General features: G+C 52.8%; 11 protein-coding genes, 6 tRNA genes and 3 rRNA genes. All 20 read left to right on the top strand.

Going from position 1 to position 14,474, the window contains the following annotated elements; genetic code table 11:
- Positions 1-53 precede the first annotated feature (53 nt).
- Positions 54-1,253, top strand: coding sequence for a tyrosine--tRNA ligase (gene tyrS / locus ACWGZX_RS11335; protein WP_452628345.1), 1,200 nt, complete (start codon positions 54-56; stop codon positions 1,251-1,253).
- 495 nt (positions 1,254-1,748) lie between these two features.
- A 16S ribosomal RNA gene (locus tag ACWGZX_RS11330) occupies positions 1,749-3,282 on the top strand.
- Positions 3,283-3,363: 81 nt separating this feature from the next.
- Positions 3,364-3,440: transfer RNA gene (locus ACWGZX_RS11325), tRNA-Ile, on the top strand.
- 30 nt (positions 3,441-3,470) lie between these two features.
- A tRNA-Ala gene (locus ACWGZX_RS11320) sits at positions 3,471-3,546 on the top strand.
- 248 nt (positions 3,547-3,794) lie between these two features.
- Positions 3,795-6,685 (top strand): 23S ribosomal RNA (locus tag ACWGZX_RS11315).
- A 148-nt stretch (positions 6,686-6,833) separates the two neighbouring features.
- Positions 6,834-6,949, top strand: a 5S ribosomal RNA gene (rrf, locus tag ACWGZX_RS11310).
- The 16S, 23S and 5S rRNA genes sit together here with 2 tRNA genes alongside, the layout of an rRNA operon.
- Positions 6,950-7,084: 135 nt before the next feature.
- Positions 7,085-8,044, top strand: a complete 960-nt coding sequence (gene birA / locus ACWGZX_RS11305) for a bifunctional biotin--[acetyl-CoA-carboxylase] ligase/biotin operon repressor BirA (RefSeq protein ID WP_452628344.1) — start codon at positions 7,085-7,087, stop codon at positions 8,042-8,044.
- Positions 8,034-8,783, top strand: coding sequence for a pantothenate kinase (locus tag ACWGZX_RS11300; protein ID WP_452628343.1), 750 nt, complete (start codon positions 8,034-8,036; stop codon positions 8,781-8,783). Before birA ends, ACWGZX_RS11300 begins: the two co-directional genes overlap by 11 nt.
- A 7-nt stretch (positions 8,784-8,790) precedes the next feature.
- Positions 8,791-9,231 (top strand): hypothetical protein, encoded by a 441-nt coding sequence (locus tag ACWGZX_RS11295; RefSeq protein ID WP_223521826.1) that lies wholly within the window; start codon positions 8,791-8,793, stop codon positions 9,229-9,231.
- 144 nt (positions 9,232-9,375) lie between these two features.
- A tRNA-Tyr gene (locus ACWGZX_RS11290) sits at positions 9,376-9,460 on the top strand.
- Positions 9,461-9,484: 24 nt separating this feature from the next.
- Positions 9,485-9,558: transfer RNA gene (locus ACWGZX_RS11285), tRNA-Gly, on the top strand.
- A 26-nt stretch (positions 9,559-9,584) separates the two neighbouring features.
- Positions 9,585-9,660 (top strand) — tRNA-Thr (locus ACWGZX_RS11280).
- A gap of 84 nt (positions 9,661-9,744) precedes the next feature.
- On the top strand, positions 9,745-10,938 hold the full coding sequence (gene tuf, locus ACWGZX_RS11275) for an elongation factor Tu (protein ID WP_027924378.1): 1,194 nt from the start codon (positions 9,745-9,747) through the stop codon (positions 10,936-10,938).
- Positions 10,939-10,991: 53 nt separating this feature from the next.
- A tRNA-Trp gene (locus tag ACWGZX_RS11270) sits at positions 10,992-11,067 on the top strand.
- Between the two features lie 45 nt (positions 11,068-11,112).
- Positions 11,113-11,481 carry a preprotein translocase subunit SecE gene (gene secE, locus ACWGZX_RS11265; protein ID WP_007896620.1) on the top strand — a complete coding sequence of 123 codons (369 nt, stop codon included), beginning with the start codon at positions 11,113-11,115 and terminating at the stop codon, positions 11,479-11,481.
- 9 nt (positions 11,482-11,490) lie between these two features.
- A complete protein-coding gene (gene nusG, locus ACWGZX_RS11260) occupies positions 11,491-12,024 on the top strand; it encodes a transcription termination/antitermination protein NusG (protein WP_007896622.1) in 534 nt (177 codons plus the stop codon).
- A gap of 117 nt (positions 12,025-12,141) precedes the next feature.
- On the top strand, positions 12,142-12,573 hold the full coding sequence (gene rplK, locus ACWGZX_RS11255) for a 50S ribosomal protein L11 (protein WP_003210097.1): 432 nt from the start codon (positions 12,142-12,144) through the stop codon (positions 12,571-12,573).
- Positions 12,573-13,268 carry a 50S ribosomal protein L1 gene (rplA, locus tag ACWGZX_RS11250; RefSeq protein ID WP_007896626.1) on the top strand — a complete coding sequence of 232 codons (696 nt, stop codon included), beginning with the start codon at positions 12,573-12,575 and terminating at the stop codon, positions 13,266-13,268. The genes rplK and rplA overlap by 1 nt, the downstream gene beginning before the upstream one ends.
- Before the next feature lie 198 nt (positions 13,269-13,466).
- Positions 13,467-13,967, top strand: coding sequence for a 50S ribosomal protein L10 (gene rplJ / locus ACWGZX_RS11245; protein ID WP_452628342.1), 501 nt, complete (start codon positions 13,467-13,469; stop codon positions 13,965-13,967).
- A gap of 75 nt (positions 13,968-14,042) precedes the next feature.
- Complete coding sequence (rplL, locus tag ACWGZX_RS11240) at positions 14,043-14,408, top strand: 50S ribosomal protein L7/L12 (RefSeq protein ID WP_140672291.1); 366 nt, start codon at positions 14,043-14,045, stop codon at positions 14,406-14,408.
- Positions 14,409-14,474 lie beyond the last annotated feature (66 nt).

Below are 14,474 nucleotides of genomic sequence, written 5' to 3'. Positions count from 1 at the left end.
CGCGTGATCTTGTATGGTTGGTCCCCTTTGAATTCGAGCCTTGCGGGTCTGTTATGAAGTCGGTTGAAGAGCAGCTAGCGCTGATTAAACGTGGTGCGGAAGAACTGTTGGTCGAGTCCGAGCTGATCGAGAAGCTCAAACGTGGCCAACCGCTACGTATTAAGGCTGGTTTCGATCCGACTGCGCCGGATTTGCACCTGGGTCACACCGTGCTTATTAATAAGCTGCGTCAGTTCCAGGATCTGGGGCATCAGGTGATCTTCCTGATAGGTGACTTCACCGGGATGATCGGTGATCCGAGCGGTAAGAGCGCGACACGTCCGCCGCTTACCCGTGAGCAGGTTCTCGAGAATGCTGAGACCTACAAGACTCAAGTCTTCAAGATTCTTGATCCGGCAAAAACCGAAGTTGCGTTCAACTCCACCTGGATGGATCAGATGGGGCCGGCAGACTTCATTCGCCTGACTTCGCAGTACACGGTTGCTCGCATGCTCGAGCGCGACGACTTCTACAAGCGCTACACGACCAATCAGCCAATTGCTATCCACGAGTTTCTCTATCCGCTGGTTCAGGGTTACGACTCGGTGGCATTACGTGCGGATATCGAGTTGGGCGGGACCGACCAGAAGTTCAACCTGTTGATGGGGCGCGAGCTGCAGCGCGGGTACGGTCAAGAGCCACAGTGCATTCTGACGATGCCGTTGCTCGAAGGTCTGGATGGCGTGAAGAAAATGTCCAAGTCCTTGGGCAACTACGTCGGTATTCAGGAAGCGCCGGGTGTCATGTACAGCAAGCTGGTTTCCATTCCGGATGCGCTGATGTGGCGCTACTTCGAGCTGCTCAGCTTCCGCTCCATGGATGAGATCAATGCATTCCAATCGGATGTCGAGGCAGGTGCGAACCCGCGCGACATCAAGATCAAGCTTGCTGAAGAGATCGTTGCGCGTTTCCATGGAGAGGAGGCTGCGGCCAATGCTCACCGCGGAGCAGGCAATCGTATGAAAGAGGGCGAGCTGCCAGATGATTTGCCAGAGATCGAATTGACTGCTGCTGAGGATATGCCGATTGCGGCTGTTCTTAATAAAGCAGGGCTGGTGAAGAATTCGGCAGTAGCGCGTGATCTGTTGAGCTCTGGCGGTGTGCGTATAGATGGTGAGGTGGTCGATCGCACCTTTATATACGTATTGGGCGCAACGCACGTTTGCCAGGCCGGCAAGAAGTCATTTGCGCGAATTACGCTGAAATCCGAGTAAAGCAGCAATCAGTGCTTGACGGCAGATTCTGGATGTCTATAATTCGCCCCACTTCCGGCGCAGTCGAAACGGAAAACTCCTTGGTAAACAAAGAGTTACGCAGTTTTCGGCAGCAAGCGGCTTCAGGTCATCGAAGCCCGAAAGGAGTTGAAAAAGAGGTGTTGACAGCAGCGTGTAACGCTGTAGAATTCGCCTCCCGCTGACGAGAGATCGAAAGCGCAAGTGGTTGAAGTTACAAAGGAAACTTTGAAAACTTCTGAAAATAACCGCTTGACAGCAACAGAGGCTGCTGTAGAATGCGCGCCTCGGTTGAGACGAAAGATCTTAACCAACCGCTCTTTAACAACTGAATCAAGCAATTCGTGTGGGTGCTTGTGGGGTCAGACTGATAGTCAACAAGATTATCAGCATCACAAGTTACTCCGCGAGAAATCAAAGATGTAACCAACGATTGCTGAGCCAAGTTTAGGGTTTCTTAAAAACCCAAAGATGTTTGAACTGAAGAGTTTGATCATGGCTCAGATTGAACGCTGGCGGCAGGCCTAACACATGCAAGTCGAGCGGTAGAGAGGTGCTTGCACCTCTTGAGAGCGGCGGACGGGTGAGTAATGCCTAGGAATCTGCCTGGTAGTGGGGATAACGCTCGGAAACGGACGCTAATACCGCATACGTCCTACGGGAGAAAGCAGGGGACCTTCGGGCCTTGCGCTATCAGATGAGCCTAGGTCGGATTAGCTAGTTGGTGAGGTAATGGCTCACCAAGGCGACGATCCGTAACTGGTCTGAGAGGATGATCAGTCACACTGGAACTGAGACACGGTCCAGACTCCTACGGGAGGCAGCAGTGGGAATATTGGACAATGGGCGAAAGCCTGATCCAGCCATGCCGCGTGTGTGAAGAAGGTCTTCGGATTGTAAAGCACTTTAAGTTGGGAGGAAGGGCAGTAACCTAATACGTTGCGGTCTTGACGTTACCGACAGAATAAGCACCGGCTAACTCTGTGCCAGCAGCCGCGGTAATACAGAGGGTGCAAGCGTTAATCGGAATTACTGGGCGTAAAGCGCGCGTAGGTGGTTTGTTAAGTTGGATGTGAAATCCCCGGGCTCAACCTGGGAACTGCATTCAAAACTGACAAGCTAGAGTATGGTAGAGGGTGGTGGAATTTCCTGTGTAGCGGTGAAATGCGTAGATATAGGAAGGAACACCAGTGGCGAAGGCGACCACCTGGACTGATACTGACACTGAGGTGCGAAAGCGTGGGGAGCAAACAGGATTAGATACCCTGGTAGTCCACGCCGTAAACGATGTCAACTAGCCGTTGGGAGCCTTGAGCTCTTAGTGGCGCAGCTAACGCATTAAGTTGACCGCCTGGGGAGTACGGCCGCAAGGTTAAAACTCAAATGAATTGACGGGGGCCCGCACAAGCGGTGGAGCATGTGGTTTAATTCGAAGCAACGCGAAGAACCTTACCAGGCCTTGACATCCAATGAACTTTCCAGAGATGGATTGGTGCCTTCGGGAACATTGAGACAGGTGCTGCATGGCTGTCGTCAGCTCGTGTCGTGAGATGTTGGGTTAAGTCCCGTAACGAGCGCAACCCTTGTCCTTAGTTACCAGCACGTAATGGTGGGCACTCTAGGAGACTGCCGGTGACAAACCGGAGGAAGGTGGGGATGACGTCAAGTCATCATGGCCCTTACGGCCTGGGCTACACACGTGCTACAATGGTCGGTACAGAGGGTTGCCAAGCCGCGAGGTGGAGCTAATCCCATAAAACCGATCGTAGTCCGGATCGCAGTCTGCAACTCGACTGCGTGAAGTCGGAATCGCTAGTAATCGCGAATCAGAATGTCGCGGTGAATACGTTCCCGGGCCTTGTACACACCGCCCGTCACACCATGGGAGTGGGTTGCACCAGAAGTAGCTAGTCTAACCTTCGGGAGGACGGTTACCACGGTGTGATTCATGACTGGGGTGAAGTCGTAACAAGGTAGCCGTAGGGGAACCTGCGGCTGGATCACCTCCTTAATCGACGACATCAGCTGCTCCATAAGTTCCCACACGAATTGCTTGATTCATTGAAGAAGACGAAAGAAGCAGCCCGAAATTGGGTCTGTAGCTCAGTTGGTTAGAGCGCACCCCTGATAAGGGTGAGGTCGGCAGTTCGAATCTGCCCAGACCCACCAATTTTGTGTGGGAAACGCCTGTAGAAATACGGGGCCATAGCTCAGCTGGGAGAGCGCCTGCCTTGCACGCAGGAGGTCAACGGTTCGATCCCGTTTGGCTCCACCACTACTGCTTCTGTCGGTATAAAGCTTAGAAATGAGCATTCCATCGGATGATGGTGAATGTTGATTTCTAGTCTTTGACTAGTTCGTTCTTTAAAAATTTGGGTATGTGATAGAAAGATAGACTGAACGTTACTTTCACTGGTAACGGCTCAGGCTAAGGTAAAATTTGTGAGTTGCTCGTTATGAGCAAGAATCGAATTTTCGGCGAATGTCGTCTTCACAGTATAACCAGATTGCTTGGGGTTATATGGTCAAGTGAAGAAGCGCATACGGTGGATGCCTTGGCAGTCAGAGGCGATGAAAGACGTGGTAGCCTGCGAAAAGCTTCGGGGAGTCGGCAAACAGACTTTGATCCGGAGATGTCTGAATGGGGGAACCCAGCCATCATAAGATGGTTATCTTAAGCTGAATACATAGGCTTAAGAGGCGAACCAGGGGAACTGAAACATCTAAGTACCCTGAGGAAAAGAAATCAACCGAGATTCCCTTAGTAGTGGCGAGCGAACGGGGACTAGCCCTTAAGTGGCTTTGAGATTAGCGGAACGCTCTGGAAAGTGCGGCCATAGTGGGTGATAGCCCTGTACGCGAAAATCTCTTGGTCATGAAATCGAGTAGGACGGAGCACGAGAAACTTTGTCTGAATATGGGGGGACCATCCTCCAAGGCTAAATACTACTGACTGACCGATAGTGAACTAGTACCGTGAGGGAAAGGCGAAAAGAACCCCGGAGAGGGGAGTGAAATAGATCCTGAAACCGTATGCGTACAAGCAGTGGGAGCCCACTTTGTTGGGTGACTGCGTACCTTTTGTATAATGGGTCAGCGACTTATTTTCAGTGGCGAGCTTAACCGAATAGGGGAGGCGTAGCGAAAGCGAGTCTTAATAGGGCGTCTAGTCGCTGGGAATAGACCCGAAACCGGGCGATCTATCCATGGGCAGGTTGAAGGTTGGGTAACACTAACTGGAGGACCGAACCGACTACCGTTGAAAAGTTAGCGGATGACCTGTGGATCGGAGTGAAAGGCTAATCAAGCTCGGAGATAGCTGGTTCTCCTCGAAAGCTATTTAGGTAGCGCCTCATGTATCACTGTAGGGGTAGAGCACTGTTTCGGCTAGGGGGTCATCCCGACTTACCAAACCGATGCAAACTCCGAATACCTACAAGTGCCGAGCATGGGAGACACACGGCGGGTGCTAACGTCCGTCGTGAAAAGGGAAACAACCCAGACCGTCAGCTAAGGTCCCAAAGTTATGGTTAAGTGGGAAACGATGTGGGAAGGCTTAGACAGCTAGGAGGTTGGCTTAGAAGCAGCCACCCTTTAAAGAAAGCGTAATAGCTCACTAGTCGAGTCGGCCTGCGCGGAAGATGTAACGGGGCTCAAACCATACACCGAAGCTACGGGTATCACTTAGGTGATGCGGTAGAGGAGCGTTCTGTAAGCCTGTGAAGGTGAGTTGAGAAGCTTGCTGGAGGTATCAGAAGTGCGAATGCTGACATGAGTAACGACAATGGGTGTGAAAAACACCCACGCCGAAAGACCAAGGTTTCCTGCGCAACGTTAATCGACGCAGGGTTAGTCGGTCCCTAAGGCGAGGCTGAAAAGCGTAGTCGATGGAAAACAGGTTAATATTCCTGTACTTCTGGTTATTGCGATGGAGGGACGGAGAAGGCTAGGCCAGCTTGGCGTTGGTTGTCCAAGTTTAAGGTGGTAGGCTGGAATCTTAGGTAAATCCGGGATTCTAAGGCCGAGAGCTGATGACGAGTTACCCTTTGGGTGACGAAGTGGTTGATGCCATGCTTCCAAGAAAAGCTTCTAAGCTTCAGGTAACCAGGAACCGTACCCCAAACCGACACAGGTGGTTGGGTAGAGAATACCAAGGCGCTTGAGAGAACTCGGGTGAAGGAACTAGGCAAAATGGCACCGTAACTTCGGGAGAAGGTGCGCCGGTGAGGGTGAAGCATTTACTGCGTAAGCCCATGCCGGTCGAAGATACCAGGCCGCTGCGACTGTTTATTAAAAACACAGCACTCTGCAAACACGAAAGTGGACGTATAGGGTGTGACGCCTGCCCGGTGCCGGAAGGTTAATTGATGGGGTTAGCTAACGCGAAGCTCTTGATCGAAGCCCCGGTAAACGGCGGCCGTAACTATAACGGTCCTAAGGTAGCGAAATTCCTTGTCGGGTAAGTTCCGACCTGCACGAATGGCGTAACGATGGCGGCGCTGTCTCCACCCGAGACTCAGTGAAATTGAAATCGCTGTGAAGATGCAGTGTATCCGCGGCTAGACGGAAAGACCCCGTGAACCTTTACTATAGCTTTGCACTGGACTTTGAATTTGCTTGTGTAGGATAGGTGGGAGGCTTTGAAGCGTGGACGCCAGTTCGCGTGGAGCCAACCTTGAAATACCACCCTGGCAACTTTGAGGTTCTAACTCAGGTCCGTTATCCGGATCGAGGACAGTGTATGGTGGGTAGTTTGACTGGGGCGGTCTCCTCCTAAAGAGTAACGGAGGAGTACGAAGGTGCGCTCAGACCGGTCGGAAATCGGTCGTAGAGTATAAAGGCAAAAGCGCGCTTGACTGCGAGACAGACACGTCGAGCAGGTACGAAAGTAGGTCTTAGTGATCCGGTGGTTCTGTATGGAAGGGCCATCGCTCAACGGATAAAAGGTACTCCGGGGATAACAGGCTGATACCGCCCAAGAGTTCATATCGACGGCGGTGTTTGGCACCTCGATGTCGGCTCATCACATCCTGGGGCTGAAGCCGGTCCCAAGGGTATGGCTGTTCGCCATTTAAAGTGGTACGCGAGCTGGGTTTAGAACGTCGTGAGACAGTTCGGTCCCTATCTGCCGTGGACGTTTGAGATTTGAGAGGGGCTGCTCCTAGTACGAGAGGACCGGAGTGGACGAACCTCTGGTGTTCCGGTTGTCACGCCAGTGGCATTGCCGGGTAGCTATGTTCGGAATAGATAACCGCTGAAAGCATCTAAGCGGGAAACTAGCCTCAAGATGAGATCTCACTGGGACCTTGAGTCCCCTGAAGGGCCGTCGAAGACTACGACGTTGATAGGTTGGGTGTGTAAGCGCTGTGAGGCGTTGAGCTAACCAATACTAATTGCCCGTGAGGCTTGACCATATAACACCCAAGCAATTTGCGAACTCGAAAGAGGCCAGATTGCGGTGTGTGAAGACGAAAGAACCGAAAGTTCGAAACGAAACACACAAATCTATTACATACCCATTCGCTGGAGCGTTATGCACATAACGACCTGGCTACCGAATTTCTTGACGACCATAGAGCATTGGAACCACCTGATCCCATCCCGAACTCAGCAGTGAAACGATGCATCGCCGATGGTAGTGTGGGGTTTCCCCATGTGAGAGTAGGTCATCGTCAAGATTAAATTCCGAAACCCCTATCTGCGTACGCAGGTAGGGGTTTTGTTTTGTCCGCAGGAAATCCGTCTTGTCGGGTTTCTATGCAACGGCTCGGGGCATGGCTATCATGCGGGCCTCATTGTGAGGCGAGACTTGCATGCTGACGTTGTTAAAGCTTCTTAAGGATGGCCGGTTCCATTCGGGCCAGGCCCTGGGTGTTGCCCTAGGTGTCAGTCGTAGTGCGGTGTGGAAGCAGCTTCAGCATTTAGAGGCTGAACTCGGCTTGTCAATTCATAAGGTGCGCGGTCGCGGATATCAACTGGCGGCACCGCTGACGTTGCTTGATCCTGTCGCCATAAAAAACAACGCCCCCACGTGTGACTGGCCAATTTTGGTCTTCGATTCAATAGACTCCACCAACGCTGAGGCCTTGCGGGCTATTGAGCGTGGCCAAGCTGCGCCATTTTTGGTGCTTGCCGAGCGTCAGACGGCTGGCCGCGGGCGGCGTGGCCGCAAATGGGTCAGTCCTTTTGCAGAAAACATCTATTACAGTCTGGTATTGCGTATTGAAGGCGGAATGCGGCAACTGGAAGGGTTGAGCCTTGTTGTCGGACTTGCGGTCATGCAGACCTTGCGAGCGCTCGGTGTTCCGGGAGTGGGATTAAAATGGCCCAACGATGTTTTGGTGGGGCAGAAAAAGATCGCCGGGATATTGCTCGAGTTGGTTGGTGATCCTGCGGATGTATGTCACGTGGTTTTGGGTGTTGGCATTAACGTCAACATGCAGATGGCGGATGAGGTTGATCAGTTGTGGACGTCAATGCGTCTGGAGTCAGGCAAGGTGTTTGATCGCAATTGCCTGGTTTCGGAGTTGGGCTCGATGCTCCAGGTATACCTGGCTCGGCACCAGCTCGACGGATTTTCCTCGATCCAGTCAGAGTGGGAGCAAAACCACCTATGGCAGGGGCGGGCAGTGTCTCTGATTGCAGGCGTAAGCCAGATAGATGGTGAGGTATTGGGTATCGACAGTCAGGGGGCTTTGCGCTTGAAAGTGAATGGCGTTGAAAAAGTCTTTAGTGGCGGTGAGCTCAGTCTGAGGTTGCGCGATGATTCTTGAGCTCGACTGTGGAAATAGTTTTATCAAGTGGCGTGTGCTCTGTGCTGATCTCAGGCGGGTGTTTAGCGAGGGCGTAGTTGATTCGGATGACGCTTTGCTGGAGGGTTTGAGCAGGCTTGGTGGGCTCGCTCTTAGGCATTGTCGGTTGGTTAGCGTCAGAACAGCCGAAGAAACCGCTGCTTTAACTTCTATATTGACGCAAACTTTCGGTGTGGACGTGGTGTGTGCGACACCTGCTCGCGAAATGGCTGGAGTGCGCAACGGATACGCCGAGTTTGAGCGGCTGGGGCTCGATCGCTGGCTTGCGATGCTTGGAGGGTACCATCTGGCTTCTGGTGCATGCCTGGTGCTTGATTTTGGTACGGCCGTGACTGCCGACTTCATTGCTCAGGATGGGGAGCACCTTGGCGGCTTTATTTGCCCTGGAATGCCCTTGATGCGCAACCAGCTGCGAACCCATACCCGCAGAATCCGATACGGTGACCTGGCTGCCGAGCGCGCGCTAGAGAGTCTCGCTCCTGGTCGTACAACCGTCGAAGCGGTTGAGCGAGGATGCTCTCTTATGTTGAGGGGGTTTGTCTTGACTCAGTTGGAGATGGCTCGTAGTTATTGGGGGGATGACTTTGCTGTGTTCCTTACCGGGGGGGATGCGACTCTGGTCTCCGGAATCGTGCCCGAGGCCAAGCTGGTTCCAGACCTGATTTTTGTAGGTTTAGCGATGGCGTGTCCATTGTCCTGAGGTTTTTATGCGTTGGTTGTTTCTGTTGCTGCTCGTTCTGAACGTCTTTTATTACATTTGGCATCAGCAAGAAGCCCCGCTACGGGCGAAAGATGTAACGCCTTTGAGCTTGTACCGGGGGGCGCAACAGGATATTCGCTTGCTAAGCGAGGCAACTGATGCGACCCGTGACAAGGGAAAACCCGCAGTGGCGGGAAATGGCTGTCTCTATTTGGGGGGCTTTGTCCGTCAGGAGTCCGCTTTGGCGGCTGGGCGACGTCTGGGCGAGATCGGTGTCAGGTTCCAGACTCTACCGAAAGATTCTGCCGAGTCGTCTGGTTACTGGGTGCGTATAGCGCCCGAAAGCCAGCGTTTACTGGATGATTTGCAACTGATAAACCTTTCTAAAGAATTCAATGAGTTAAAACATAAAATAATGCCGTGCGAGGGGGTTGCACCGGCTGAATAGTTTGAATAGAATGGCGCCCGCTTCGCAGTGAAGACCTTTAACAGTCAACGGTGCGAAAGCGATGTCAACGCAGCTAAGCTCAGGTTTTTAATGAGAAAAATGCTTGACAGAAGGCTGGCATGATGTAGAATGCCGGCTCGCTTAGGAGGGGTTCCCGAGCGGCCAAAGGGATCAGACTGTAAATCTGACGTCTACGACTTCGAAGGTTCGAATCCTTCCCCCTCCACCATTTTTAGCGAGAGCTGCAAGCTCCGCGGGTATAGTTTAGTGGTAGAACCTCAGCCTTCCAAGCTGATGATGCGGGTTCGATTCCCGCTACCCGCTCCAAGTTTGCAGGTCCTGCAAAGTGTTTTGCTCTTGTAGCTCAGTTGGTAGAGCACACCCTTGGTAAGGGTGAGGTCAGCGGTTCAAATCCGCTCAAGAGCTCCATATAACAAGGCAGATATGAAAATATCTGCCTTTGTTTTAATGGTTGATACTGGTTGTTCAATTTTTCTGTTGGGGGTTGTTTCGATGGCTAAGGAAAAGTTCGATCGTTCGCTGCCGCACGTCAACGTTGGTACTATTGGTCACGTTGACCATGGTAAAACCACTCTGACTGCTGCTCTGACTCGTGTTTGCTCCGAGGTTTTCGGTTCGGCTATCGTTGATTTCGATAAAATCGACAGCGCACCAGAAGAAAAGGCTCGTGGTATCACCATCAACACCGCACACGTCGAGTACAACTCGAAGATTCGTCACTACGCTCACGTTGACTGCCCGGGTCACGCTGACTACGTGAAGAACATGATCACTGGTGCTGCCCAGATGGACGGCGCGATCCTGGTTTGCTCGGCCGCTGATGGTCCGATGCCGCAAACTCGTGAGCACATCCTGCTGTCCCGTCAGGTAGGCGTTCCGTACATCGTGGTTTTCCTGAACAAGGCTGACCTGGTAGACGACGCTGAACTGCTGGAGCTGGTTGAGATGGAAGTGCGTGATCTGCTGAGCACTTACGACTTCCCAGGCGACGACACTCCGATCATCATCGGTTCCGCTCGTATGGCTCTGGAAGGCAAAGACGACAACGAAATGGGCACCACTGCCGTTCGTAAGCTGGTTGAAACTCTGGACAGCTACATCCCAGAACCAGTTCGTCTGACCGACAAGCCGTTCCTGATGCCAATCGAAGACGTATTCTCGATCTCCGGTCGCGGTACTGTTGTGACTGGTCGTATCGAGCGCGGTATCGTTCGCGTACAGGATCCACTGGAAATCGTTGGTCTGCGTGACACTACTGTCACCACCTGCACCGGTGTTGAAATGTTCCGTAAGCTGCTCGACGAAGGTCGTGCTGGCGAGAACTGCGGCGTGCTGCTGCGCGGCACCAAGCGTGACGATGTTGAGCGTGGCCAGGTTCTGGTTAAGCCGGGTTCGGTTAAGCCGCACACCAAGTTCACCGCAGAAGTTTACGTTCTGAGCAAGGAAGAAGGCGGCCGTCATACTCCGTTCTTCAAGGGCTACCGTCCACAGTTCTACTTCCGTACGACTGACGTGACTGGTAACTGCGAGCTGCCAGAAGGCGTTGAAATGGTAATGCCGGGTGACAACATCCAGATGACTGTCACTCTGATCAAAACCATCGCGATGGAAGATGGTCTGCGTTTCGCTATCCGTGAAGGCGGTCGTACCGTCGGCGCTGGTGTCGTAGCCAAAATCATCGAGTAATTTGTTGTAATGTCTTTTTCGGGCCGGCATAATGGTCGGCCTGATTTTGTTTTAGGTCAGTAGCTCAATTGGCAGAGCGACGGTCTCCAAAACCGTAGGTTGGGGGTTCGATTCCCTCCTGACCTGCCAGATTCACTTGGTGTGTCTGGCTTTCTTTTCACAGGATCTTCATAGATGACTCCTAAAGCTGAAGCTCAAGGCTCTCGCTTCGATCTGCTCAAGTGGCTAGTAGTAGTCGCTTTGGTGGTTGTTGGCGTTGTTGGCAATCAGTATTACTCTGCTTCGCCGATCCTGTACCGCGTACTTGCATTGCTCGTCATTGCTGCTGTAGCTGCCTTTGTAGGCCTGCAGACAGTCAAGGGCAAGTCTTTCTTTGTACTGGTTAAGGAAGCTCGTACCGAGATTCGTAAAGTCGTATGGCCAACTCGCCAAGAAACCACGCAGACCACGTTGATTGTTGTGGCTGTCGTTCTGGTTATGGCGTTGCTGTTGTGGGGGCTTGATTCCCTGCTCGGCTGGCTTGTTTCCTTGATTGTCGGCTAAGGGTGTCCCGTGGCTAAGCGTTGGTACGTTGTGCATGCTTACTCCGGTTACGAGAAGCATGTCATGCGCTCGTTGGTAGAGCGCGTAAAGCTGGCTGGTATGGAAGATGGCTTTGGCGAAATTCTGGTTCCCACTGAAGAAGTGGTTGAAATGCGTAATGGCCAGAAACGCAAAAGCGAGCGTAAGTTCTTCCCTGGTTATGTGCTGGTACAGATGGACATGAATGAGGGTACTTGGCACTTGGTCAAGGATACTCCTCGGGTGATGGGCTTTATTGGCGGTACTGCCGATAAGCCAGCACCAATCACTGATAAAGAGGCAGAAGCAATTCTGCGTCGCGTTGCTGATGGTAGCGACAAGCCGAAGCCGAAGACGTTGTTCGAGCCGGGTGAGTCGGTACGTGTCAATGACGGGCCGTTTGCTGATTTTACTGGCACGGTTGAAGAAGTTAACTACGAAAAGAGCCGGATCCAAGTGGCAGTGCTCATTTTCGGTCGCTCTACCCCGGTAGAGTTAGAGTTCAGTCAGGTCGAAAAGGTCTAGCTGAACAAGCATCCCAACCCCGCAGCCCTAGGCTGTGGGGTTTTGTCGTCACTGGGATAAACGCGCAAGTAACCGGGGAGCCTTTCGAGGCGTTTGAACCCGTAATTGGAGTGCCTCATGGCCAAGAAAATTACCGCTTACATCAAGCTGCAAGTGAAGGCCGCTCAGGCTAACCCAAGCCCACCTGTTGGTCCTGCTCTGGGTCAGCACGGCGTGAACATCATGGAATTCTGCAAGGCTTTCAACGCCCGTACTCAAGGTATTGAGCCAGGTCTGCCGACTCCAGTGATCATCACTGTCTATAGCGACCGTAGCTTCACTTTCGAAACCAAATCCACACCTGCTTCGGTTCTGCTGAAGAAGGCTGCTGGTCTGACTAGCGGTTCTGCTCGTCCGAACACCGTTAAGGTTGGCACCGTAACCCGTGCTCAGCTGGAAGAAATCGCGAAAACCAAAAACGCGGATCTGACTGCAGCTGATATGGACGCAGCCGTGCGTACTATCGCCGGTTCTGCTCGTAGCATGGGCCTTAACGTGGAGGGTGTGTAATGGCTAAGTTGACCAAGCGTCAAAAGGCTATCGCCGGCAAAATCGAAGCAGGCAAGTCCTACAACTTTGTAGACGCGGCTGCTCTGCTGGCTGAGCTGTCGACTGTCAAGTTCAGCGAGTCGTTCGACGTTGCTGTTAACCTGGGTGTTGACCCGCGTAAATCTGACCAGGTTGTTCGTAGCGCTACTGTGCTGCCACACGGCACTGGCAAGACTGTTCGCGTTGCTGTGTTCACCCAGGGTCCAGCTGCTGAGGCCGCTCTGGCTGCTGGCGCTGACCGTGTAGGTATGGACGACCTGGCTGCCGAAATGAAAGGCGGCGACCTGAACTATGACGTAGTTATCGCATCCCCGGATGCAATGCGCGTTGTTGGTCAGTTGGGTCAGATCCTCGGTCCACGCGGCCTGATGCCTAACCCTAAAGTTGGCACCGTAACTCCAGACGTAGCTACCGCGGTTAAAAACGCCAAGGCTGGTCAGGTTCGTTATCGCACCGACAAAAACGGCATCATCCACACTTCCGTTGGCAAGGTCGGCTTCGACGCCGTCAAGCTGAAGGAAAACGTTGAAGCCCTGATCGCTGATCTGAAGCGTATCAAGCCAGCTTCCTCGAAAGGCATTTACGTCAAGCGCGTTACCCTGAGCACCACTATGGGCCCAGGTCTGGTCATCGACCAAGGCTCGCTCGACGCGTAAGACACAGGTTGGCGCAAGCGATTGCGCCAATTGAAAGATTGGGGTCCCTGCCTGGCGGGGGCTATCCAAGACCGTAGGCGACGCAAGTCTTAAACCTCAAGCCTACGCAGATGGTGCTCCCGGTTCTTTACCGAATCAGACACCAAAACGACATCCGACCCCGGTTGGATGAAACGGTAACAAGCAGGAGTTAAACCCGTGGCAATTAAACTCGAAGACAAGAAGGCCATCGTCGCTGAAGTCAACGAGGCTGCCAAAGTCGCTCTGTCCGCTGTCGTGGTTGATGCCCGTGGCGTAACAGTAGGCGCGATGACCGGACTCCGTAAAGAGGCTCGTGAAGCTGGCGTTTTCGTACGTGTAGTACGTAACACCCTGCTCAAGCGCGCTGTTGCTGACACTGAATTCAGTGTTCTCAACGACGTGTTCACCGGCCCGACCTTGATTGCATTCTCCAACGAACATCCGGGCGCTGCTGCTCGTATCTTCAAGGAATTCGCAAAAGGTCAGGACAAGTTCGAGATCAAGGCAGCTGCGTTCGAGGGCAAGTTCCTCGCAGCTAACCAAATCGACGTACTGGCAACTCTGCCGACCCGTGACGAAGCAATTTCTCAGCTGATGAGCGTGATTCAAGGCGCAACCAGCAAATTGGCTCGTACTCTGGCGGCAATTCGCGACCAAAAAGAAGCAGTTGCAGCCTAAGGCTCGTCTCCTTCTCGCGTTTTTTGTTAATTTCGATGGTCGCGTAGGCCGTCCCCCAATTCAGGAATTAGATTCATGTCTATCTCTCAAGACGATATCCTCAACGCCGTAGCTGAAATGTCGGTTATCCAGGTTGTTGAGCTGATCAAAGCTTTCGAAGAAAAATTCGGCGTTACCGCTGCTGCTGCATCGGCTGGTCCAGCTGCTGCTGCCGCTGTTGTTGAAGAGCAAACCGAATTCAACGTCATGCTGCTGGAAGCTGGCGAGAAGAAAGTTAACGTGATCAAGGCAGTACGTGAACTGACCGGCCTGGGCTTGAAAGAAGCCAAGGCTGTAGTTGATGGCGCTCCTGCCATGGTTCTGGAAGCCGTTTCGAAAGATGCCGGTGACAAAGCCAAAGCTACTCTGGAAGAAGCAGGCGCTAAAGTCGAGCTGAAGTAAGCATCGACTTTGCTCCTCCAGCCCGAGCGTAAAGCGAAAGGCTGATGGCTGGTGGCTCTTGCCACC

It is taken from the genome of Pseudomonas sp. CLCA07, from assembly GCF_053615335.1.
The sequence above is the reverse complement of the archived record's forward strand: the minus strand, read 5'-3'. Positions and strand labels throughout refer to the sequence as shown.